This window comes from Vibrio sp. Y42_MX_L11, from assembly GCF_024181785.1.
In the GTDB taxonomy this organism is placed as follows: Bacteria; Pseudomonadota; Gammaproteobacteria; order Enterobacterales; family Vibrionaceae; genus Vibrio; species Vibrio diabolicus.
This window is the reverse complement of sequence record NZ_JAMZAP010000006.1, coordinates 60,514-84,723: the sequence shown is the minus strand read 5'-3', so window position 1 is coordinate 84,723 and position 24,210 is coordinate 60,514. Positions and strand designations below refer to the sequence as shown.

The following is a 24,210-nucleotide window of genomic DNA, read 5'->3' as shown; positions in this document are numbered from 1 at the left end:
ATGCAAAAACGCGCTTTATATTCCTTGGTTTTCTCAGCTCTTATTTTGGCAGGCTGTTCATCCACCAGCCAAAAAACGCAAGACGGCCGTTACGAACTCGAATCCGATGTTGCACCTGATACACCGCTTTCAGTCGAACACATCGAGGATGCGCACCCTAAATACGAACCTTACAGCTTAGGTGGCAACAAGGATTACCACTTGCGCGGAAAAGACTACAAGATAGTTCGCGATGCCAAAGGCTTTAAGGAAAAAGGCCGAGCGTCTTGGTATGGGAAAAAGTTCCAAGGTCATTTGACTTCCAATGGCGAAATTTATGACATGTACTCAATGACGGCTGCGCATAAAACGCTACCGTTACCAAGTTACGTAAAAGTCACCAACACTGACAACGGCAAAACTACCGTAGTACGAGTTAATGACCGAGGTCCGTTTCACGATGGCCGTATTATCGATTTAAGCTATGCCGCAGCACATAAGTTAGATGTGATAAAAACAGGCACCGCGAACGTGGAAATTGAAGTGATCAGTATCAATCAGCCCACGGACAAAAAGTCATTAGAAGCGCACCCTAAGTACGTTATTCAGGTGGCATCATCAAAAAATGAAGAGCGCGCGCGAACTTTAGGCACCGAGCTTGGTCAAAAACTGGATACAGAAACTTTCCTAGAAAGTGCGAAAGAGTCTTATCGCTTGTTGTTAGGGCCATTTACTGACTATTCCCTGACGCAAGCCACTCTAGATAAAGTAAAGTTGCTCGGCTATTCGTCTGCATTTATTAAAAAACACAACACTGCCAAATGACCTAGTGTCATGAATTTCTCCTCGATCCCCTCTTACATAGCTGGGGATTCTGATAAGATGTCCGCAGTTAACCCAAAAATTTGAATTACCATGAATAAAAATAAGTTTGTGAAATCTATTCTCGTTTCTTCGGTTGCCCTTTCTGCAACTTTCGCTCAATCTGCTCTTGCATCACCTATCGTTGTTCCAGATGCCCCTCAAATCGCGGCGAAGGGCTACGTACTGATGGATTACCATTCAGGTAAAGTGCTGGCAGAGAAAGAGATGAACACAAAGTTGTCTCCAGCCAGTCTGACTAAGATGATGACCAGCTACGTAATCGGCCAAGAACTAGCGCGTGGTAATATCTCAGAAGATGACGATGTCACCATCAGTAAAAATGCATGGGCGAAAAACTTCCCTGAATCATCAAAAATGTTCATTGAAGTGGGCACAACTGTAAAAGTACGTGACCTAAACCGCGGTATCATCGTCCAGTCTGGTAACGATGCCTGTGTAGCAATGGCTGAACATATTGCAGGCTCAGAAGATGCGTTTGTTGACCTAATGAACGCTTGGGCCAACACACTAGGTATGACGAACTCGCACTTTGCTAACGTTCATGGTCTAGATAACGCTGAGCTGTACTCGACACCATACGACATGGCATTGCTAGGTAAAGCCCTGATCCGTGACGTACCAAATGAGTACCGCGTGTACTCAGAGAAGAAATTCACTTACAACGGCATCACCCAATACAACCGTAACGGTCTACTTTGGGATAAGAGCATGAACGTTGATGGCATCAAAACGGGTCACACAAGCAATGCAGGTTACAGCCTAGTAAGTTCAGCAACTGAAGGCCAAATGCGTTTGGTTGCGGTCGTTATGGGCACGAAAGATGCCAATGCTCGTAAGTCAGAAAGCAAAAAGCTACTAAGCTACGGCTTCCGTTTCTTCGAAACAGTAGCACCGCACAAAGCAGGTGAAACGTTCGTTGAAGAAAAAGTGTGGATGGGTAACAAAGACACTGTAGCGTTGGGCCTTGACCAAGATACTTACGTAACACTACCACGTGGTGAAGCGAAAAACCTAAAAGCCAGCTTCGTCCTTGAAAAAGAGCTAGAAGCCCCAATTAATAAAGGTGATGTAGTTGGTAAGCTATACTATCAGATCGATGGTGAAGATATTGCCGAATACCCACTAATGGCACTAGAAACCGTAGAGCAAGGTAGTCTATTTAGCCGCATGTGGGATTACATCGTATTGTTATTCAAGAGCTTCTTCTAAGAAGGACGTTAGAGTAGCAAACTTATTCGCAAAGCCGCCTGAAAGGGCGGCTTTTTAAGTTTGAGATCCTCGTCTTGAGTTCCCCCTAATTTGACTGTACTATTTCGCACCGCAACGAATATCTACTGGAGTTATCGATATGCTAACCATCAACTCTGATGCAAAATTAAAAGACCTGCTTGAGTTCCCTTGTTCATTTACTTACAAGGTAATGGGTCATGCAAAGCCTGAACTTCCAGAGCTTGTTCTTGAAGTTATTCAGCGCCATGCTCCAGGTGACTACAGCCCGACCGTTAAACCAAGTGCTAAGGGCAACTACCACTCGGTATCAATCAACATCACTGCAACGTCTATCGAGCAAGTTGAGACGCTATACAAAGAGTTAGGTGAAATTGACATCGTGCGCATGGTTCTATAATTTTTTGATAGATTAAATTTTTTTTGAAAGCAGCTTCGGCTGCTTTCTTTTTATTTATCAACCAGATAACAAAACTTTACATCGCTTTCAGTTAAAAATCTGTTACTCAGCGGTAGAGCATCAGGGTTATCCGGTTTATAATCCAAAAACTTTATATATTAGCAACAGGAATTCCCATGCAACACCAACTTGTTGTAAAACGACTTGGCCGCCAAGACTATGAGCCTGTATGGAAGGCGATGCATGAGTTCACCGACCAACGCACAGAAGAAACCCCTGATGAAGTCTGGTTGGTAGAACATAACCCAGTATTTACGCAAGGTCAGGCAGGTAAAGCTGAGCACCTTATTAACACTGGTGACATTCCTGTTGTACAAAGTGATCGCGGAGGCCAGGTTACGTATCATGGCCCTGGTCAGTTGGTCGCCTATTTCTTGATCAACTTACGCCGCAAAAAATTAGGTGTACGAGATCTCGTTACCACTATCGAGAACCTCGTGATCAACACGCTAAAAGCATACAATATCGATTCGGCCGCGCGACCTGACGCACCAGGCGTTTACGTTGACGGTAAAAAAATATGCTCTCTCGGTTTACGCATTCGTAAAGGATGCTCGTTTCATGGCTTAGCCTTGAACGTAAATATGGATTTAACACCGTTTCTGCGTATTAACCCTTGTGGTTATGAAGGTATGGAAATGGTTCAGGTCAGCCAATTTGGCGGCCCAGACAATGTAGAAGCCGTAGAAAAACAATTAATAGAAGAACTCGTTACTTTGCTCGACTATGAGCAAGTAGAATTCAGCACAGAAGCACCTTCTCAAGGTAATAAAGCATGAGCAAACCAATCCAGATGGAAAAAGGCGTTAAATATCGTGACGCCGATAAAATGGCATTGATTCCCGTAAAGAACATGCCTACAGAGCAGAAAGAAGTGCTACGTAAGCCTGATTGGATGAAGATCAAGCTACCAGCCGACAGCCAACGAATTCAAGACATCAAGGCGGCGATGCGCAAGAATAAACTTCACTCCGTATGTGAAGAAGCATCTTGCCCTAACCTAGCGGAATGTTTTAACCACGGTACAGCTACCTTCATGATCCTAGGTGCTATTTGTACTCGTCGTTGTCCTTTCTGTGACGTTGCTCATGGCCGCCCATTACCACCGGAAGCAGAAGAGCCTCAAAAACTGGCGAAAACCATCGCCGATATGAAGCTGAAATACGTAGTAATCACCTCTGTAGACCGTGACGATCTGCGTGATGGTGGTGCACAGCACTTTGCCGACTGTAACCGCGAGATCCGTGCGTTGAACCCGCATATTAAGATTGAAACTCTGGTTCCTGACTTCCGTGGTCGTATGGACGTAGCGCTTGAGCTAATGAAAGATAACCCGCCAGATGTCTTCAACCACAACCTAGAAACAGCGCCACGTCTTTACCGTAAAGCTCGCCCAGGTGCAAACTACAAGTGGTCGCTGGAGCTTCTTAAGAAGTTCAAAGAGCAGCATCCAGATGTACCGACCAAATCTGGTTTGATGATGGGTCTCGGTGAAACCAAAGAAGAAATCATCGAAGTACTGAAAGATCTACGCGCACACGGCGTAACGATGCTGACTCTAGGTCAGTACTTAGCGCCAAGCCGTCACCACTTGCCAGTAGAGCGTTACGTTCCGCCATCAGAGTTTGACGAGCTAAAAGAAGTTGCACTAGAGCTTGGCTTCACGCACGCAGCGTGTGGTCCATTTGTTCGCTCTTCTTACCATGCCGATATGCAGGCTCAAGGCATCGAGATTAAATAAGCACTCGCTTATTTTGAAGAGAAAAGGTTGGCTCAGTGCCAACCTTTTTTGTATCTGTCAAATGGTGATAAAAAGCCATTCTACCTCCGTCATTCTGAACAGCGAGGAACGAGCGTGATTGAGAATCAGTTTCCAACGTACTGATGATTTTTTGGGAAACGCTGAGTAAAAGAGTGTGCCTCAACAAGATTCCTGATCTCGCCTAGGCTCGTCGGAATGACGCGGTTTGGATATATTGAAAGGGACAGTGTTGGTAGCCATCCCCTTATCACACACTCTCGCTATATCTCATTCCAAACGCCAGACAAACAAAAAGGCCCTCAATTGAGGACCTTTAGTATATCAATGTTCAAAATAGACGAGTCGAGTTCTAGGAGAACACACGGAGTTTGCGCGAGCAAATGAGTATGTTCGACACCGAAATCGACTCATTCTATGAAGAACAGTTAGGCGTAAACCGGTAGACGCTTACAAATTTCGAGCACTTTCTGTTTAGTCGCTTCGATAACTTCTTCGTTGCCGATGTTATCTAGAACGTCACACATCCAGTTTGCTAGCTCTTTTGCATCTTCTTCAGTGAAGCCACGGCGAGTGATCGCTGGCGTACCTACACGGATACCAGACGTTACGAATGGGCTGCGTGGGTCATTTGGTACCGAGTTTTTGTTCACTGTGATGTTTGCTGCACCTAGTGCCGCGTCTGCATCTTTACCAGTGATGTCTTTGTCGATCAGGTCCACAAGGAACAAGTGGTTTTCTGTGCCGTTAGATACGATTTTGTAGCCACGCTCTTGGAATTGACCAACCATTGCTTTTGCGTTTTTCACTACGCGAGCTTGGTAAGCTTTGAACTCTGGCTCCATCGCTTCTTTGAACGCTACTGCTTTACCAGCGATAACGTGCATTAGAGGGCCACCTTGACCACCAGGGAACACTGCTGAGTTCAATTTCTTGTACATATCTTCGCCAGCATTTGACAAGATAAGACCACCGCGAGGACCTGCTAGTGTTTTGTGCGTCGTTGTTGTTACCACGTGAGCGTGTGGAACAGGTGTTGGGTATTCGCCTGCTGCGATAAGACCCGCTACGTGCGCCATATCAACGAAAAGGTAAGCATCTACTTTGTCAGCGATTTCACGCATGCGCTTCCAATCAACGATTTGCGAGTAAGCAGAGAAACCACCGATGATCATCTTAGGCTTGTGCTCAAGCGCTAGCTGTTCCATCTCGTCGTAGTTGATTTGACCCGCTTCATCGATACCGTAAGGGATAACGTTGTAGTGCTTACCAGAGAAGTTTACTGGAGAACCGTGAGTCAGGTGACCACCGTGCGCTAGGCTCATGCCTAGAACTGTATCGCCTGGGTTAAGAAGCGCCATGTAAACCGCGCTGTTTGCTTGAGAACCTGAGTGAGGCTGTACGTTCGCGTATTCACAACCGAACAGTTTGCATGCACGGTCGATAGCAAGTTGTTCCGCTTTATCTACGTACTCACAACCGCCGTAGTAACGCTTGCCTGGGTAGCCTTCAGCGTATTTGTTCGTTAGCTGAGAACCTTGCGCTTCCATTACACGTGGGCTTGTGTAGTTTTCAGAAGCGATAAGTTCAATGTGCTCTTCCTGGCGAAGAGTTTCTTCCTGGATAGCTGCGAACAGTTCCGCATCGTAATCTGCGATGTTCATATCACGCTTAAGCATCTGTATCTCCTGACTCAGATTAGTACTGAAAGTTGCAAAAAAACTGTTGAATGACCCTACGCAAACGTTTTCGTCACCCTAATGGCGCGCATTCTACATAATTTGATCTGGGTCATAAAGAGAAATTTACAATTTTTCTCATGCAGTTTTTTCATGATGGCAAGCAATCTGTATCACGCCCGCATTGCAATTGCATAACGACGCTCTATTGCCTGTCAATTTTGTGCTTTACACCCTGTAAAACAGCAATTACATAGGTTTACCGTAAATTTTACCCTCTAGCTACCGAAAAGATCATCTTTTTACTACTATGCACGCCTTATTTATCACTAATGACTGCAATATTGATGGAAAAACACTCATTAAAAGAAGACTGGATAGCGATTCTCACGGGTACCTTTTTGGTAGCTCAAGGCGTTTTCTTTCTCCAATCCGCAAACCTCCTAACAGGGGGGACGACAGGATTGGCTCTGCTTATTAGCCAATTTACACCTTTTACGTTTGGTGTGCTGTACTTTTTAGCAAACAGTCCTTTTTACTTGCTAGCATGGAAACGCTTCGGCCGTCATTTCGCCATTAATAGTGCCATTTCTGGCGCTTTGGTTTCTATCTTTGCCGATCATCTTTATTTGCTAATCTCGCTCGAATCGGTAAATGAAGTTTATTGTGCCGTCGCAGGTGGGCTTTTAATGGGACTCGGTATGCTGATCTTGTTCCGACATCGCTCCAGCTTAGGTGGCTTTAACGTGCTGTGTTTATTTATTCAGGACAAATTTGGCATTTCAGTTGGCAAAAGCCAAATGGCAATCGATGCGTGCATCCTGTTTGCGTCATTCTTCTTTGTCACTCCAGAAGTAATTGGTCTTTCGATTTTGGGCGCGTTTGCACTGAATGTCGTGTTAGCGATGAACCATAAGCCTCATCGCTATTCCGTGACCTACGGTTCATAAACTTTTGATGATAATTGGAGCGCAATTTATAAGATTTCGCGCTCCAATCGCTATATAATATTTCGCCATTTCCAAATAACGCGGTGCGGTATGCGCGATTTTTTGCAACAAGCCAAACAAACTCACAGTTGTATTGCGATTGGCGAGTTGGTCTATAATCCGAAGACACAAACTCTTCATCAAGACACTGTCGCGATTGATCTCGAACCTCGTACCATTGAGTTATTAGAGCTGCTGCTAACAAGCGTGGGACATCCGCTCTCTGCCGATACTATTATCGAAACCATTTGGCAGAGCAAATTCATCTCTAAGAATGTACTCACTAACCGCATTAGCACCTTACGTGCGCTGCTACAACAGCATCTCCCCGAGTACGATGCGACTAAGCTCTTGGTCACTTATCCTCGCAAAGGTTACTTTCTAAACCCTGCGAATATCCGTTTAGTACCACCAGCGAAAAACCATCGACGTGCTATTACAGCTCAAGTTGCGAACCGTAAGAACATCAAGCTGATTTGTGCTTATAGCTTATGTGCCGTACTTACGGTTTGTAGCGTGACGCTCGCAAGCTTGTTATGGCAACGCCAAGAGATTTCAACGCTGCAAACACGTCATCAGTTACTTATCCCCAAAGTCGAGTTGCTGCTCAACCGTGTCGATGCGATTGGCTCCCAAGCAAGAAAATATCGCATACTGGTCAAAGCCATCTTGCTGCAACAACAGGTCGAATATCCATACACCGACATCGCCAACCAAGACGCTCCCAGTTACTTTCTTGATCCTATCGGTCATACGCCGTATTTCCCTGGCGCGCGAAACATGCAGACCAGTGATTACGAACTCAACATAGAGTTAAAAGACGGCGCAGAGCAAGGCACCTTGAAAGCTCAGATGAACCTTATTTATCCTGCGACAGGGAAACTGGCGTTTCGCAACGAATACACACTGCGCTTATCCGACCTACAATCGGATATCTTCCAAATTCACTCAGATGTCGCGCAATACTTCAACTTGCCTGCACCTTCGGCAAGCACATGGCAGCTGTCAGACGTTCACCAAAAAATGCTGTTTGAGAATGTCTTTTCTAACCAACCTCTCCAACAAGCTGATGAGTTTGCAGCTATCACAACCGCAAGGCATCTCGCGTTGTACGAGCAAGAGCCTCAAAAGCTGGAAGCGTATTTGACGCAAGTTCAGTCGTCGTTCGATGTTTTGCCAGATGAGCTAAGCCTCTGGTTGGGCGTACTGCATTTCAAACTAGGTAACCTAGACCGAGCGAAAGTTCTGTTGACCACTCCAGATGGCGACTCACGTATTCAAAACGCGCTGATTTATACGTTTGTGTCTCACATCGCTTATAAGCAAAACAAACTTGAACAGTTCCGTCTCAACTACATGGAATCACTGGTGGCACTGCTGCGCGTTTTACCCTCCGAGACATTATTTGAACGTCTTTCTCAATCAGAATCGAAAGAAACTTGCCTTCAACCATGGAAAACGTTGCATGTCAGTTTGACCGATCAAGAAATTATCAGCCGATGGAAAGCGCTCATCAATGAGTATTGCACCAACGTAGCTAACGAAATAAGCCCAAATAAAACAAAGACCTAAATATAAAATTAAGCTTTCGTTAAGCGCTATTAGCTTTTGTTTTTTGCCCTTTTTATCTCACTGAACTTAGCATGCTCGCATTCAAGCAACGGCCCAACATGAAGCGGCCTTATCAATCTGGAATGTAAACCATGCTAAACAAAATGACGCTTATCGCAGCCGCAACTCTGGCTCTTTACGGCTGTGGCGGAGGTTCGTCTTCTGGCAGCGCTAATCCAAACAAAGTGCCTCAAGAAAGTTTCGACATCGCGATTCAAAACTCCATTTTCGCTCCCGAGACAAACACACAACTTAGCTACTCGTTTAGCTTGGATGGCCAATCTGAAGGTGACATGAAGCTGAGCTTTCAAGCGATGGATAGCGAGCAAATATTGGCAGCATTGGCACAAATCCCAAACAGCGAGGCAATCATCCAGCTGGTTAATGACTTGGTGAACTACGGCGCTCAACAGTTCTACTACTCTGACGAACAGTTCAATAACGAAGAAGAGAGCAATACACTTTATTTTGCAGGCTCTGATGGTGCACTTCATGAAGTCACCGACGTTTATTCCATTGGCAATCAGTTTATTGCCATGCTAATGCACAGTAGCCCGATTTTCCGCCTGAACGGTGACGACGTAAAAGAGAAAAGCCCGAACATTGATATCGGTGAAGAGACCATGTCTCTGCAAACCACTCTTACAGGCAACGCAGTACACCACCTGTTAGACAGTTTTGAAGAACATGAGTGGGTACAAAACCTGCCAATGACAGCATCTTGCCAAGTGGTTTGGCAACAGCAAATCCGAGAGACTGGCGTACGTAAAACGTTCTCGATTTCGGGCAAGACAATTGAAGCGGCGTACCTGACGGAAGAGAATACTTACAACCTAAACTGCGATGATATGGACTCAATGGAATTCGCCACTTCGGCAGAACGTTGGTTTAACCCGAGCTTAGGTCTGATTGAGCAAATCGAACTACTAAAAGTACAACAAGTACAAATCAACGAAGAGAAAGTGCTGCTAACAGCAATTGAAACAAAATAAGCCTGTACTCCACAAGTATCTCGCATCTCAATAAAAAAGGCTTTGGGGAGCACACCAAAGCCTTTATCTCGAACATCAATCTTAGGGGGTGACACCCGAGTTTATTCTTCTATCAATAAAATACGAGTTTCGTAAGGTCGTAATACTTGATGTTTTGACGCGACTGCACTCGCTGAGTTTTGATAGTTAGATAGCAAGTTTTTCGCTTTACTCATATCAAAACGTTCTGGCAGAACGCATTCCACCTCTTCAGCATAGTAGTTATTGATACACAGCAGCGTTTGCTTATCGTTCTGACGAGCGTAAGCAAAAATACGTTTGTGCTCTGGCAGTAAATCTTCATAACGGCCATCGGTGATGACTGGAACCTGTTTACGCAGTTCAATCAGACGCTTGTAAAAGTAGAACACCGAGTTCAAATCGGCAACCGCAGCTTCAGCATTGATTTCAGAGTAATTCTGCGCCACTTCAAGCCACGGTGTGCCTTCGGTAAAACCGGCGTGCTTTTGGCTGTTCCATTGCATTGGCGTACGTGAGTTATCACGCGACTTCTGCGCCAAAATCGCCATCATCTCCTCGTGTGATACGCCATCACGGTTGACCATGATGTCGTACATGTTGGTGCTTTCTACGTCGCGGTACTGGCTGATCTCCGTGTAACCTGGGTTGGTCATACCAATCTCTTCACCTTGGTAAACATAAGGTGTGCCTTGCATCATGTGTACAGACGCCGCCAGCATTTTCGCCGACTCGACGCGGTATTGTTTATCATCACCTAAGCGGCTAACCACACGAGGTTGATCGTGGTTACACCAGAACAGTGCGCACCACCCTTTGCCATTTAAGCCCGTTTGCCAATGGTTGAAGATCTGCTTTAACTGAATGAAATCAAAAGGCGCTTTAGTCCATTTTTCACCATTCGGATAATCCACTTTCAGGTGGTGGAAGTTGAACACCATGGATAGCTCTTTGCCGTCTAGTGAAGAGTATTGCTGGCAGTGCTCTAGCGTGGTCGAAGACATTTCACCCACCGTCACGCTGCCGTACTTTTGGAACACGGCTTCGCTGATTTCTTGCAGATATTCGTGTACGCGAGGACCATCAGTATAGAAACGACGGCCATCGCCAATATCATCGCTTGGGAAATCTTGTTGTTTAGAAATCAGGTTGATGACATCAAGACGGAAACCATCCACGCCTTTGTCTGCCCAGAAGCTGATGACTTCTTTGACTTCTTCGCGCACCACTGGGTTTTCCCAGTTCAAATCCGCCTGCTCTTTAGCAAAAAGGTGCAAGTAGTACTGCCCTGTCGCTTCATCCAATTCCCAAGCATTGCCTCCAAACTTCGATTGCCAGTTGTTGGGCTCTGCGCAATCAACCGGATCTTTCCAGATGTAGTAATCACGGTAAGGGCTGTTTTTGTCCCCTAACGCCGATTGGAACCACTTGTGTTCTGTCGAAGTATGGTTGACCACGATGTCCATGATGATTCGAATGCCCAACTGATGAGCCTCTGCCAACAGGGTATCGAAATCTTGCATCGTGCCGAACTCGGGGTTGATCGAGTAGTAATCGGAGATGTCATAACCGTTGTCGATCATTGGCGATTGGTAAACCGGCGTCAGCCAAATCGCATCCACACCAAGGTGCTTAAGATAATCCAGTTTAGAAATGATCCCTTTAATATCGCCCGTGCCTTTACTGCCGCTGTCACAAAAGCTTTTTGGGTAAATTTGATAGATGGTTGCGGTTTTCCACCAGCTCTCATCATGCTTGGTCATAGCCATTTCTAACACTCACTTACCAGTAATCGGAAACTTAAAATTTGAAAAGAAAAATAGGGGGAGGCAGCCAAGTCACTGCCTCAAATTGAATTACGCGTTTGCCGCCTCAAGCTCACCTTTCGCTTGTGCACGCTTATAAAGAAGTAACGTTAATACAGCGGGTACCACCATCGCGACCAACATCGCCAGAGCAAAGATGCCCCAGGACTGCGGCTGGATAGATAAGATGCCCGGCAAGCCGCCCACACCGATACCGTTCGCCATGACGCCCGCACTACCACAGATAGCAGCAGCACATGCACTACCGATCATCGCACTCAACATTGGGAACTTGTATTTCAAGTTGATGCCGTACATCGCCGGCTCTGTTACGCCAAGGTAGGCAGAAATCGCTGCTGGCACTGAGATTTCACCCTCATCCTGCTTTTTACTGATGATAATGATGCCAACCACTGCCGATGCTTGAGCAATGTTCGATAGTGCAATCAAAGGCCAAATCGGCGTGCCACCCAATTCTTGCATCAACTGCAAGTCAACGGCGTTGGTTGTGTGGTGGATACCTGTTATCACAAGTGGCGCGTATAAGAAGCCGAAGATGGTTGAACCAATCATCGCGAAGTCACCCGTCATGGCTACTTTTGCTGCGAAAGCAACGCCGTCACCCAACATACGACCGAATGGGCCAATGATAGAGTGCGCAAGAATCACAGACACAATGATAGAAACAAACGGTACTACTACTAGGTAAAGGTAAGACGGAATGATGCGTTTTAAGCGTGTTTCGATAAACGCTAGTGCGATACCTGCTAACATCGCGGGAATCACCTGCGCTTGGTAACCGACTTTCTCAATCGCAAACAACCCAAAGTCCCACACTTCAGGTACTTGCTTACCAATCAGGTAGGCGTTCATTAACTGCGGCGAAACCAAAGTTACACCAAGCGTGATACCCAGAATCGGTGTACCACCGAGCTTTTTCACGGTCGACCAACACACACCAACGGGTAGGAAGAAGAAAATCGCTTCACCAATTAACCATAGGAATGAGTGAACAGTCGCCCAAAACTGACTGATTTCCGTTAGGGTTTGACCATCAAACATTTTGATGTCGCCAATCACATTACGGAAACCAAGGATCAGACCACCAGTGATGATCGCAGGTAGCAACGGTACAAAGATTTCTGCAAGGTGGGAAATACCACGCTCAACGATATTCATGTTTTGGCGAGCAGCATTCTTGGATTCGTCTTTGCTCGCTTCACTTTTACCGCTTAGCTCGATCAGAACTTTGTAAACCTCATCAACTTCAGTGCCGATGACGACTTGGAATTGACCTGCGTTGGTAAAACAGCCCTTCACCATCGGTAATGCTTCTAACTGTTTTGTGTCTGCTTTGTCCGTATCGTTTAGAACAAAACGCAAGCGAGTTAAACAGTGGCTTACACTGGCAATATTGTCCGGCCCCCCGACCAGCTCAATAAGACGCTCCACGTCTTTACGCGCAATCTTACTCATAACTTTGTCCACCCTGTATTGGATACATTCGATTCATCATTTTATTTTTTTATAAATGGGAACATTCCCATTTCTTAGTTTTAATATTGCCATTCAAAGACAAAAAACAAAATGGGAACAGTCCCATTAATTGAGAATGATCACAGTATAATTTTAGAGCAAACCGTTGTAGTGTGGATTAGCGGCAAATAGGTTGTTGAGTGAAGTGAACGACTTCTTCATCGCCATTTAATTGATTAATCAGCATTTTAGCGGACTTTTCCCCCGCAAGGGTATAACCTGGATCGACACTAAACACTTTAGGGAAAAGGAAAGAAAGCAACTCGTTACCACCCACGCCTGTCACGACCACGTCTTCACGACCTAACTCTTGAAGACGCTTGATTACGCCCAATGCAATGGTATCGCTGGCACACACAATGGCTTGCGTGTCTGCTTTCAGAACGTGGTCCACCAGCTGATAAGCACTTTCATGGCTAAGCTTACCGGTTTGGAAGCAAGGCGTAAGTTGCTTGCGCTGACACCAAGCTTTGTAAGCATTTAAACGCGCTAAGCCTGTGGTTTTATCTTCGGGATCAACACCAATATAAGCAATGCGAGATAAAGATTGCTGCTCAAGGTGAGACAAAGCCATGTCTATCACGCCTTGGTTATCATAATTGATGGAAGAGACGTTATCGGTATCCATCGCAATCACCACAATGCGATTGCCCCACTCAGCTAAGGCTTGCTCATCGCATCCAGTAAACCCAAATACAATCACGCCATCCACATTGCGACGCTTAAGCACACTCAAGTGCTCATTGGTTTTGTCTCGGTCAAACTGACTCTCCATGATCACCGCATCATAACCAGCGGAATACAATGCATTGAGCATTGTACCAACGGCGCGATTTTCTGATGGTGAGTCTAGACGGGAGATGATAACACCAATAACTTTTTGGCTACCGCCACGCATTGATTGCGCAGATTTGGACGGTACATAACCAGATTCACGAATGATTTGCTCTACTTTCTCTCGCGTTTGAGGTTTCACTTTTGGATCGTTGGTAAGCACACGGCTTACTGTTGATTTGCCAACGCCTGCCAATTTCGCGATATCAAGAATGGTGAGTTTTTTGCTCATAAGTGATCAAACTAGAATGGATGAATGCTTAGGTGACTGAACTTTAACAGTAATAAGAGAAAAGGGAAGCAAACGCTTCCCTTAAATATGCGAATTGTGCAGATTATTTCTTTAGATATGCAGGCACGTCAGCAACACTATCAAGCACAACCGTTGCTAATGCTTCACCTTGCTCGGTGATTGGCTTACCTGTGCGAACCAGAATCTTAGTGCCAACACCTGCGGCTTCTGCTGCCATCATATCTTCGGCTTTATCACCAATCATCACTGATTTTTCCATGTCGATTTTCAAGAAGTCGCGAGCAGAGATAAACATACCAGGTTTAGGCTTGCGGCAATCACAATCTTGCTTGTAATCCCCAATGCCATGTTCAGGGTGATGTGGACAGTAGTAGATACCATCAAACTCAACACCATGATCAACAAAGTTCCAGTCCATCCATTGAGTCAGAGACAAGAAACGGTCTTCACTGAATTTACCACGTGCGATTCCCGATTGATTCGTCACTAGCACTAAGAGGTAACCTTGATCTTTCAGCGCTTTCGTCGCTTCAAATACACCATCAATGTACTCAAAATCATGTTCGTCATGAACGTAGCCGTGGTCAACGTTTATCACGCCATCACGATCGATAAAAACAGCAGGTTTTGCCAAAACGTATTTCTCTATTAACTCGGTTTAATCAGATTATTACATACCTTCTAAACTTCAACACTATCTAATTCATTCTAGGCCTCGACAAAACAGTTGATTTGTTGGGCAAGAATCGGTAATTCTGAAGGGTCTCTCCGCTTATCTTCTCCTCGTAACTTACTCCTCATTCTTTTCAAAACAGAACATCCATACATTTAGACGTCTAGACGTAAAAATATCTATTGACTTCATTCTGGTTAACCCATAGCATCAACTGAGAAGTGAGATAAAGCTCAACATTAAGTTCTGTCAAAGGCCGTTTTTGACAGCGAAGTTCCCCGTATCTTTGGGCAGGTTGAAACATGATAGAAATAAAAAACGTCAATAAAGTGTTCTACCAAGGCAGTAAGGAAATCCTTGCCCTGAAAGACATTAACCTACACATCGCCAAGGGCACCATCTTCGGTGTTATCGGTTCATCTGGTGCTGGTAAAAGTACGCTGATCCGCTGCGTAAACATGTTAGAAGCACCAACATCTGGCTCCATCATCGTTGATGGCATTGATTTAACAAAACTCAGCAAAAAGCAGTTGGTCGAAACGCGCCGTAACATCGGCATGATCTTCCAGCATTTTAATCTGCTCTCGTCTCGTACTGTGTTTGATAACGTGGCGCTACCACTGGAATTGGCAGGCAAAGACAAATCGCAAGTCACAACAAAAGTCACTGAGTTACTAAAACTTGTTGGCTTAGCCGACAAACACGAGAGCTACCCATCGAACTTAAGTGGCGGCCAAAAACAACGTGTGGCGATTGCTCGCGCATTGGCATCCGATCCAAGCGTACTACTGTGTGACGAAGCCACTAGCGCACTGGATCCTGCAACGACTCAATCTATCCTTGAGCTATTGAAAGAGATCAACCGCAAACTCAACATCACGATTCTACTGATTACCCACGAAATGGAAGTGGTAAAAAGCATCTGTCACGAAGTGGCGATCATCGGTGGTGGTGAGTTGGTGGAGAAAGGCACCGTTGGCGATATTTTCGCGCACCCTAAAACGGAGCTGGCGCACCAATTCATTCGCTCAACGCTGGATCTATCCATTCCTGAAGATTACCAAGCACGTCTGCAAGCAGAGCGTGTTGAAGGCAGCTACCCATTAGTTCGCTTAGAGTTTACCGGCGCAACCGTCGATGCACCGCTAATGTCGCAAATTTCTCGTAAATACAATATTGATGTGAGTATTTTGAGCTCCGATCTTGATTACGCTGGCGGCGTGAAATTCGGCATGATGGTCGCAGAGCTATTTGGTAACGAAGAAGATGACAACGCAGCATTGGAATACCTGCGTAAGCACAACGTAAAAGTAGAGGTACTTGGTTATGTCCTTTAATACAATTTCTGAATGGCTGAGTTTAAACAGCAAACTACTTTTAGGTGCAACGTGGGAAACGCTTTACATGGTTGCGGTTGCCGGATTAGTCGGCTTTGCCGTGGGTATTCCATTAGGCGTAATCCTCCATATTACTAAGAAAGGCGGCCTACTTGAAAACACCAAACTAAATAGCAGCTTAGGCGCTGTCGTTAACATTGGTCGTTCTGTGCCATTCCTCGTCCTGATGGTTGCGATTATTCCAGTGACAAAAATGCTAGTTGGAACCTTTATCGGTACAACTGCAGCAATCGTCCCACTGACTATTGGTGCCATTCCGTTTGTTGCCCGTCTTATTGAAGGTGCTTTGTTAGAGGTACCAACAGGCTTGGTGGAAGCGGCGCAGTCAATGGGGGCGACACCAACACAGATCATCACAAAAGTTCTACTACCTGAAGCAATGCCGACTATTGTTAACTCAGTAACAATCACCTTAGTCACTCTCGTTAGCTACTCGGCCATGGCGGGTACGGTAGGCGGCGGCGGCCTCGGCGACGTAGCCATCCGTTACGGTTTCCACCGCTACGATGTAACTATCATGGCTGTGACTGTCGTGATGCTGATTGTTCTAGTACAGATTATTCAGTCTATCGGTGACGCAGTGGTGCGCCGTGTAGACCACAGATAAGCATTGAAAATACAAATTATAAGGAGATAAAGATGAAATTTAGCCTTAAAGGTCTTTTGACTGTAGCAACAGCCGCTTCTGCTCTTGTTCTAGCGGGTTGTGGCGACAAAGAAGTAGACGTAAATAAAGTAAAAGTTGGCGTTATTGCTGGTGCTGAAGCACAAGTTGCCGAAGTGGCAGCTAAAGTAGCAAAAGAAAAGTACAACCTAGACGTTGAGTTAGTAACATTTACCGATTACGTAACGCCAAATGCCGCTCTGGATGATGGTTCAGTAGACGCGAATGCGTTCCAACATAAACCATACCTAGACCAACAAGTGAAAGACCGCGGCTACAAACTGGCTATCGCGGGTAACTCATTCGTTTACCCTATTGCTGGTTACTCTAAGCAAGTGAAGTCAATCGATGAAATCCAAGATGGCGCACGCATCGCAGTTCCAAACGATCCAACAAACCTAGGTCGCTCACTACTGCTTCTTGAGCAACAAGGTTTGATTACGCTGCGTGATGGCGTTGGTCTACTCGCTACAGTACGTGACATCGTAGGCAACCCTAAAAATATCGAAATCATTGAGTTAGAAGCGCCACAACTTCCACGTTCATTGGATGACGTAACGCTATCTATCATCAACACCACTTACGCAAGCTCTATCGACCTATCGCCAGAGCGTGACGGCGTGTTCGTTGAAGATAAAGACTCACCATACGTAAACCTAATTGTTGCTCGCGAAGAAAATGTTAATGCGCAAAACGTACAAAACTTCGTAAAAGCTTATCAAACGGAAGAAGTTTACGAAGCAGCAAAAGAGCTATTCAAAGGCGGCGTAGTGAAAGGTTGGTAATCCCACTTTTCTAAACCGTACTGAAAATATAGTCTGAACATAAAAGGGCTGATGTGAAAACATCAGCCCTTTTATTTCTCTATCTAACCATTTAAGTAACCTCAATTAGTTACTTAAGGTGGTCCCAAGAGATATTCGACACGATTCGGCAGTCATCACACTTAAAGTGAAATATGTCATGTAGTGGCTCATCGAGTAGCCACTCTCCACCGCATTTTGGGCACTTGCGCGCTTTCTCACTCTCCAGCGACTGACCACCGACACGATACTGGTAATAGTACGTAGGAATCTTCGTGATGTATTCGATACGACCTCGCAAATTCCAACCGCGGCGGAACAACACGCTGTCTACATCGCAAATCTCGTGCAGCGCCGCATGCTCTGCACGGCACCCGCCAGCCATTTGGATTTCATCGCACGCTTGCCATTCTGTCTGCCATTTGATGACGGCTTTATGGTCACCATTTAGCGTCGGCTCATTGCGGTACAAAGGAATCGGCAACAACGTTTCTCCACTGCGCAATGGCGAACACGTATGAACATAGGTCGTGTACAACACTTGCCAGCTAGGTGTCTCTTCTTCGGCCGCTTGTTCTGAATTTAAATCACGGCCAAGCATACGCATTTTCGGTGCAAGCAAAGACGCGTCTGACAAACGGTTCATGCACACTTTGACAAAATCTGAGTGGTAACGTGGATGCAAACTGTCTTGCTCTGGGCAAACGACACGAACATAAAACTCGCCATCTCCCATCACTATCGGGAATTCACGGCCTAGTACTTGGCCGTTGTAACGCAACGCATCCATCAAGCCATTAATGGCTTTGTCTACCGCGCTGACGGTGGTGTTATCAAAACACTCAAACTGCAACTCAACAACGTACATATTTAGACAGCGGCCTCTAACTTGCTCAAGAACTCAGCCAATGAATCCGCCAGCACATCGCGTTTAGACGTACCTAAACGCTCTAAAATCACATTACCAGTGAGGTTACAAATCGAGATCACATCCATTTCCTCATCTGTCGCCGCGATAAATACCGTTGGTTTAAGTTTCAGGCGACGTTGCGTCACCAAATGACCAAGAATATTTTCTTGTAGGCGCACAAAATCATCATCGCTCCACACTTGCAGTAGCGTCAACGAATTACCTTGCCAAGTTGCCTCCATATCGGCGCAGTATTGAGAACCATAAAAGGCTTTAACATCATCTTGCAGTGACAACTCAATCGCATTTTCCACATTAGTGAAATCGGCCATCTCATTACGCGCGACCGCTTTCCAAAGCACCTTTCCATCACGCTTCTCTTCGACACAAGGAGAAACAAGATCTGCAAGCTCTTCACTGCTTGGCAACTCATTATATTTAGCTTGCCAAGCTTGTTGGTAGCGCAGGCTGAACTCTTGTAGCGCCTGAGTAACGTTTTGGGTCATGAAGGTCTCCTCATTCCTTATTTATCAGATAGCCGTGTTTGCCGGATGGCAATTGACCAGCGGATTCAGTAAAATTCTCGCCATTCTAATCGAAAACGACCACAAAGTATGAGCAAATATTCTGACGCTAAAGAGCTTGCTGGCCTAACACTAGGTAAAAAGACCGAGTATGCGAACCAATACGACCCAAGCTTGCTGCAACCAGTTCCTCGTAGCCTAAACCGAGATGACCTTCAGTTAGGCGACAGCCTTCCTTTTATGGGCCACGACATTTGGACGCTGTACGAGCTCTCTTGGTTAAATAGTAAAGGCTTACCACAAGTGGCCGTTGGCGAAGTATACATTCCAGCCACCAGTGCAAACTTGATTGAGTCGAAGTCTTTCAAACTGTACTTAAACAGCTACAACCAAACCCGCTTTGCAAGCTGGGAAGAAGTTGAAGAGCGTTTAACGCAAGACCTATCTGAATGTGCCGGTGAAAAGGTGTTGGTCGAGGTGAACCCGGTTACTCACTACACCAATCAGCCTATTGTGACAATGGAAGGCGAATGCATTGATGACCAAGACATTGACATCACCAGTTACGATTTTGATGCCGATTTGCTTGAAGGCGCAGCAGGTGAAGAGCAAGTGGAAGAAATCCTACATAGCCACCTATTGAAGTCAAACTGTTTGATCACCAATCAACCCGACTGGGGCAGTGTAGAAATTCGCTACCAAGGTGCGAAAATAGATCGCGAGAAACTGCTGCGTTACTTGGTATCTTTCCGCGAGCACAACGAATTTCACGAACAATGTGTTGAGCGTATTTTTACTGATCTAATGAAATACTGCCAACCAAGCAAACTGACCGTATTCGCCCGCTACACGCGCCGTGGTGGCTTGGACATCAACCCGTACCGCTCAACGGAACAAGACAAGCCAGATCACAACCACCGCATGGCTCGTCAGTAATAGCGTTAGTGACAGAAATAAGTTCGGTAATCTAAAGGGTTACCGGACGTTTTTATTGTCCAAGCATGTTACTATATCAAATGGCTTCAACCTGCATTTAAGGGGCTTGTTGAGGTCTTTTACCGTTATCCGCCATATCTAAAAACAGTTCGAGGGAACGAAAGGATGTTTTGGGACAGTTCGCGTCTATTCAAGTTGATTGGCTTTCTTTGCTTGCTGTTTGTACAGCCGCTTCATGCGACCATTTTATCGTCCGCGTTACTCAACGAAGCACAACAATTGGCGGAAATAGAGCCATCACAAGCAAAACAAGCGGCAACCAACTACTTGTCACAACGTGAGCTAACGGAACGCAAAGAGAGTGACAGCCCTTCTGCGATGTCTCGTGACGAGACCGATCGTAGCGTTCGCACACCGAGCAGCACCATCGAAGCACACAAGATTATCGCTCAGGCAAACTACGCCATGGGTAACGTTCGTTCGGCTATCGAACACCTAAACAAAGCCGAGCGCTTAGCGCAAGAATATCAATTGCCGTACATGGATTTAGATCTCCAGCTGATGCGCAACCAAATGATTTGGATGTACGACAAAAACTACTCAAAAGCGGAAGACACGCTTAACCAAATTGAGCAGCAACTCGATGAAGCTGATGCGGTATTGCAACGTACCGACAGCGTTCGCTATCGATTAGTGATGCAAAGAGCGCTCCTCGCTTCACATAGTGGCGATCTGATTAAAGCGGAAAGTTTGTATTCTCAAGCCAAAACTATGCTTGAAGACAGCCGATCTGACTTAGCCTTGATCGACTATTACACAGCCGTCGGCGAGTTTTATCTGAATAGCAAGAAATACAATTTGGCTTTGTCGGAATTGCTTTACGGTTATTGGCAATCTATTGAGAGTGACAGTGGCGCAAGGTTAGCAAAAGTTAATCGCCTGTTGGCGAGGCTCTTCCAAGAGCGCCGAGTTTACGACAAAGCGATCGAATACTTATCTCAAGCCGCAGACTTCTATGACTCATACCCTAGCTCTCCCATCCTAGCGGATGTCCTTGAGCAAATGGGTGACATTTATTTTTACCAAGGCAAGTTTAACCTTGCCTTGGTGCACTACTTCAACGTGCTGGACCATGAAAGCACCAGTAAGAACATTAATCGGATCATTAAGATTCGCTTAAGCTTGGCGGCTACCTATCTACAACTCTATAACTACGCGCTAGCTGAACAATACCTAGACCGTTCTAAAGAGCTTTTAGAATACACTGACATTCCTAAGCTTGAAGCAAAGGCAGCGTTGCTTCAGTCAGGCCTGGCTTATCATCAAAACGACAGTAAAAACGTCATTACCAATGCAAAGCTGGCGTTAGCACTTGCTGAAAAGTCACCTGAAAATAACAACTTCATTAAGCAGCAGTCTTACCGCTTACTCGGGCTTGGTTACGAGCAGGCAGGCGAATACCAACTTTCTCTGCAGGCTTATAAGAAATACACCAACCTTGTGCGTTTAGAGCAAAAACAGCTCAACCAAATCAGTGAGGATGCATTCCGCCAACAAAAAGAGTTTGCTGAACAAACCATCCACTATATCGGCCAATCGGAACGCCTTGAGCAAGTGGAAAGGGAACACCGCAAATTCCAGAAAATCTCATTCGCATTGTTTATTACTGTGTTGGTGATGTTTTTGTTCATTATGCGCCGCGGCGTGATCATGCAGCGCCAAGCAAGTGAAATCGAAAAACTGCGTAATGATCTCTTCACTCACTCTCGTTCCCGTTTACGTAACTTGCGTATGCTGAACGTGAAGCTGTCTCGCTCATTGAAAAAGTCGAGCGAAACTTTCGAGCAATGGCAAATGGGCGAATTGATCCACGAGCCACTTAACGATCGCCTGCGCTTTGTCATGATCGACTTGCCATTCCTACGAAGCATGTACGTCCACAACGGTTATAAAGCAGGTCTAGAGCTGGAGCGCGCATTTGGCGACTTTCTAGCGGAAAAGATAGAAAAGCCATCGCGTCTTTACCATTTCTCAGATGCAAACCTACTCTATATCGAGCCGAACGCTGACCGTGATGCTTCTGCCGAAGTCATGTTCGAGAAATTCCAGACTTGGGTGGATGAGTTCGCTCAGCAGCACAACGTCAACCGCATTATTCGCATGGGTATCAGCGATTATCCGTTCTTACCACGAGCCTACACTGCAATTAACGACGAGGAATTACTCGATCTGTTGCTGCTTGCGACTCACATTGCGCGAGAAATCAGCTTGAAGGATAAGCAAAGCCACTGGGTTTTCTTGAAAGCCATCGATAACGCACCCGCCGCGAGCTTTGCAACGGGTAACATAAGAACCGCCTGTCAGCATGCCATTAGCCAAGGCCTGATTAAGATCCATTCGTCCTACAAGAATGAGGACGACATCAAGAAAATATTAAAAAATGGATAATTAAACGCCTGTTAGACATAATAACTAATGACGCTATAACGTTTTTTGTTATTATCGGATAATTGTCAGTAGTACATGGACTTAACCGTAGTCACTTCATGGGAATCTTGGAATCCGATATTCAGTCGCAGCTTCATCAGCTGAGTTGTCAACTTGACCAACTCAGACTGACACATCGTGATACTTCACTCAAATTCAAACGTGAACAACAAGTTCTTAAACGCGTTGTGGCATCATTGTCTTCAGCTTGCCAGGGTTCGAATACCCAGGTATCCAATTACCTGTTTGAAATCCAACAAGAGCTGCAACATCAAAAAGATATCAGTACTCTTATCCCACGTTTAGCGGTATTAGAGAGAATGCTCAAACAGCAGTCGAAGACGATGGACAAACAGAACGGCTACCTAGACGAACAAATCAAACACAGTGGTGAAACACTCCAACGTGTCACAGGTTTACCTGCGCAGTTAAAACGTGAACTACGGAACCTGATGAGTTTCTCTGAAGTGCACACCAGCAATAAAGCTGATCAAGCCACTAAGCTACTGAGTATTTACGAACGCGCTCTGAAAATCATCACTTCCAACTCGCGTTTGCATCTCAGTGAGTTTGAGAATAATCCTGATAAGTCTCAACTTGAGTGCTTAGCCAGCGATCTACAACATACCATCACCGAGCTGGATTTTGAGGGAGAAACGGGAGATAGGTTGCTTGATATTCGGGCTAAGCTGCTTCTTGGCGTGAGTGCAGAGTCTCTCATTGAGCTTACGCTCTCAACTCTGAAATTGGTTGTCGAAGCAACAAAGTTCGAGCGCGAAGCGTCTAGCCAATTCCTTGATCAGCTGAACACTTCTCTCGCAAGTAACCAAAAACCGTTCATCAGAACGTCGACCAACATCATACCTACTTTGAGCACCGTCAAGAGCTCAACACAGAAATGAACAGTCTGGTTGAATTGAGTCAACTATCGCTCGACCAAGCTCAAGATCTAGCGGATGTAAAAAAAGAAGTCGCCCCGTTACTTGCGAAAATGGCGTCGCTGACAGAGCGACTTAAAATGACGGAAGAACGAGAACAAGCGCTGCAAGAGCGTTTGAATTACAGTAAGAACCAGCTCGAAGCCGTGTTTGAAACCACCCAAGATCATCGTCGACGCTTAGATGACCAAGCTCAGCGCATGTTGCTAGACCCTCTGACTAAAGTCTATAACCGCACCGCATTTAATGACCGACTAGAGTTAGAGTATCGGCGTTGGATTCGCTCTCAACAGAATCTGCGTGTAGTGTTGTTTGACGTTGATAACTTCAAAGCGGTGAATGACAGCTATGGCTATACGGCTGGTGATAAAGCGTTGAAGATCATAGCTCGCACCATTAATAAACGCGTATCAGAAACTGAAACGGTAGCTCGCTTTGGTGGCGAAGAGTTTATTTTACTCGTTCCAGAACAATCTGAAGAATACACACTGGATCTCATTAAACATATCCAGCGTGATATTAGCCAATTACCATTTAAGTTCCGTGAGCAAAATATCATGATCACCCTAGCGGCTGTGTCGACCTCTTTTAAAGAGTCCGATACGCCAGAGTATGTACTCGATCGACTCGGCAAGATGCTTGCGGACGCTAAAAAACGTGGAACAAATCAGCTTAACTGGAGCTAGATTTCGTACAAAAAGCGAACAAACAAACCAGAATTGGCGCAATTTACGCTTTATAACCACCCATTTTCAACGAGTTATCACATTTCTTCCCTTTCAGTCTGCTAAGCTGTAAAAACCCAAGTCACTTCAAGATGATGCATTTACAGAACGCGAATGTACCATCTT

General features: G+C 45.5%; 20 protein-coding genes and 1 pseudogene. 14 read left to right on the top strand and 7 right to left on the bottom strand.

Translation table 11 applies throughout. From position 1 onward, the window contains the following. The 5 genes from NL643_RS08315 (at position 1) to lipA (ending at position 4,292) form a co-directional block, all read left to right on the top strand. Positions 1–804, top strand: a complete 804-nt coding sequence (locus tag NL643_RS08315; protein ID WP_253644262.1) for a septal ring lytic transglycosylase RlpA family protein — start codon at positions 1–3, stop codon at positions 802–804. A gap of 90 nt (positions 805–894) precedes the next feature. Continuing rightward, positions 895–2,073 carry a serine hydrolase gene (locus NL643_RS08310; protein ID WP_012842069.1) on the top strand — a complete coding sequence of 393 codons (1,179 nt, stop codon included), beginning with the start codon at positions 895–897 and terminating at the stop codon, positions 2,071–2,073. Positions 2,074–2,212: 139 nt separating this feature from the next. Further along, complete coding sequence (gene ybeD / locus NL643_RS08305; protein ID WP_005384135.1) at positions 2,213–2,491, top strand: DUF493 family protein YbeD; 279 nt, start codon at positions 2,213–2,215, stop codon at positions 2,489–2,491. Between the two features lie 176 nt (positions 2,492–2,667). Then, the gene (gene lipB, locus NL643_RS08300; RefSeq protein ID WP_005391320.1) at positions 2,668–3,330 is read left to right on the top strand and encodes a lipoyl(octanoyl) transferase LipB; all 663 of its coding nucleotides are present in this window, start codon (positions 2,668–2,670) and stop codon (positions 3,328–3,330) included. Beyond that, positions 3,327–4,292 carry a lipoyl synthase gene (lipA, locus tag NL643_RS08295; protein ID WP_253644261.1) on the top strand — a complete coding sequence of 322 codons (966 nt, stop codon included), beginning with the start codon at positions 3,327–3,329 and terminating at the stop codon, positions 4,290–4,292. Before lipB ends, lipA begins: the two co-directional genes overlap by 4 nt. A gap of 446 nt (positions 4,293–4,738) precedes the next feature. Here lipA and glyA read toward each other — a convergent pair whose 3' ends face one another. Then, positions 4,739–5,989, bottom strand: a complete 1,251-nt coding sequence (gene glyA / locus NL643_RS08290) for a serine hydroxymethyltransferase (protein ID WP_005391333.1) — start codon at positions 5,987–5,989, stop codon at positions 4,739–4,741. Positions 5,990–6,336: 347 nt separating this feature from the next. Between glyA and NL643_RS08285 the strand changes: the two genes are divergently transcribed. From NL643_RS08285 to NL643_RS08275, 3 genes are all read left to right on the top strand, one after another. Next, on the top strand, positions 6,337–6,939 hold the full coding sequence (locus tag NL643_RS08285) for a YitT family protein (RefSeq protein ID WP_031780204.1): 603 nt from the start codon (positions 6,337–6,339) through the stop codon (positions 6,937–6,939). Between the two features lie 90 nt (positions 6,940–7,029). Continuing rightward, positions 7,030–8,550 carry a winged helix-turn-helix domain-containing protein gene (locus tag NL643_RS08280; RefSeq protein WP_253644260.1) on the top strand — a complete coding sequence of 507 codons (1,521 nt, stop codon included), beginning with the start codon at positions 7,030–7,032 and terminating at the stop codon, positions 8,548–8,550. Between the two features lie 131 nt (positions 8,551–8,681). Continuing rightward, the gene (locus tag NL643_RS08275; protein WP_005486796.1) at positions 8,682–9,581 is read left to right on the top strand and encodes a hypothetical protein; all 900 of its coding nucleotides are present in this window, start codon (positions 8,682–8,684) and stop codon (positions 9,579–9,581) included. A 101-nt stretch (positions 9,582–9,682) separates the two neighbouring features. Here the strand turns inward: NL643_RS08275 and treC are convergent, their stop codons facing one another. The 4 genes from treC to gmhB all read right to left on the bottom strand — a co-directional run bounded on the left by treC (position 9,683) and on the right by gmhB (position 14,661). Further along, positions 9,683–11,368 carry an alpha,alpha-phosphotrehalase gene (gene treC, locus NL643_RS08270; protein ID WP_253644259.1) on the bottom strand — a complete coding sequence of 562 codons (1,686 nt, stop codon included), beginning with the start codon at positions 11,366–11,368 and terminating at the stop codon, positions 9,683–9,685. Between the two features lie 87 nt (positions 11,369–11,455). Further along, positions 11,456–12,880 carry a PTS trehalose transporter subunit IIBC gene (gene treB, locus NL643_RS08265; protein ID WP_253644258.1) on the bottom strand — a complete coding sequence of 475 codons (1,425 nt, stop codon included), beginning with the start codon at positions 12,878–12,880 and terminating at the stop codon, positions 11,456–11,458. Between the two features lie 178 nt (positions 12,881–13,058). Beyond that, positions 13,059–14,006: a trehalose operon repressor TreR gene (gene treR, locus NL643_RS08260; protein ID WP_006743211.1), complete on the bottom strand. Its 948-nt coding sequence runs from the start codon at positions 14,004–14,006 to the stop codon at positions 13,059–13,061. Between the two features lie 103 nt (positions 14,007–14,109). Next, complete coding sequence (gmhB, locus tag NL643_RS08255) at positions 14,110–14,661, bottom strand: D-glycero-beta-D-manno-heptose 1,7-bisphosphate 7-phosphatase (protein WP_005391350.1); 552 nt, start codon at positions 14,659–14,661, stop codon at positions 14,110–14,112. 341 nt (positions 14,662–15,002) lie between these two features. Here gmhB and metN point away from each other — a divergent pair, with 341 nt between their 5' ends. Genes metN through NL643_RS08240 form a run of 3 tightly spaced genes read left to right on the top strand, consistent with a single transcriptional unit; the run spans position 15,003 to position 17,546 of the window. Further along, positions 15,003–16,037, top strand: a complete 1,035-nt coding sequence (gene metN / locus NL643_RS08250; protein ID WP_253644257.1) for a methionine ABC transporter ATP-binding protein MetN — start codon at positions 15,003–15,005, stop codon at positions 16,035–16,037. Then, complete coding sequence (locus NL643_RS08245) at positions 16,027–16,704, top strand: methionine ABC transporter permease (RefSeq protein ID WP_005391355.1); 678 nt, start codon at positions 16,027–16,029, stop codon at positions 16,702–16,704. The genes metN and NL643_RS08245 overlap by 11 nt, the downstream gene beginning before the upstream one ends. Positions 16,705–16,736: 32 nt before the next feature. Next, the gene (locus NL643_RS08240) at positions 16,737–17,546 is read left to right on the top strand and encodes a MetQ/NlpA family lipoprotein (protein ID WP_005391357.1); all 810 of its coding nucleotides are present in this window, start codon (positions 16,737–16,739) and stop codon (positions 17,544–17,546) included. 109 nt (positions 17,547–17,655) lie between these two features. Here the strand turns inward: NL643_RS08240 and NL643_RS08235 are convergent, their stop codons facing one another. Together NL643_RS08235 and syd are read right to left on the bottom strand one after the other, a co-directional pair. Continuing rightward, positions 17,656–18,432 (bottom strand): Zn-ribbon-containing protein, encoded by a 777-nt coding sequence (locus NL643_RS08235; protein WP_253644256.1) that lies wholly within the window; start codon positions 18,430–18,432, stop codon positions 17,656–17,658. A 2-nt stretch (positions 18,433–18,434) separates the two neighbouring features. Further along, positions 18,435–18,980 carry a SecY-interacting protein gene (syd, locus tag NL643_RS08230; RefSeq protein WP_048626098.1) on the bottom strand — a complete coding sequence of 182 codons (546 nt, stop codon included), beginning with the start codon at positions 18,978–18,980 and terminating at the stop codon, positions 18,435–18,437. Between the two features lie 108 nt (positions 18,981–19,088). Here syd and queF point away from each other — a divergent pair, with 108 nt between their 5' ends. The 3 genes and pseudogenes from queF to NL643_RS08215 all read left to right on the top strand — a co-directional run bounded on the left by queF (position 19,089) and on the right by NL643_RS08215 (position 24,045). Further along, entirely contained in the window at positions 19,089–19,934 is an 846-nt protein-coding gene (gene queF / locus NL643_RS08225; RefSeq protein ID WP_005391365.1) for an NADPH-dependent 7-cyano-7-deazaguanine reductase QueF, read from the top strand. 165 nt (positions 19,935–20,099) lie between these two features. Then, positions 20,100–22,382, top strand: a complete 2,283-nt coding sequence (locus NL643_RS08220; RefSeq protein WP_253644255.1) for a tetratricopeptide repeat protein — start codon at positions 20,100–20,102, stop codon at positions 22,380–22,382. Between the two features lie 98 nt (positions 22,383–22,480). Next, positions 22,481–24,045, top strand: a pseudogene (locus NL643_RS08215) (diguanylate cyclase). Positions 24,046–24,210 lie beyond the last annotated feature (165 nt).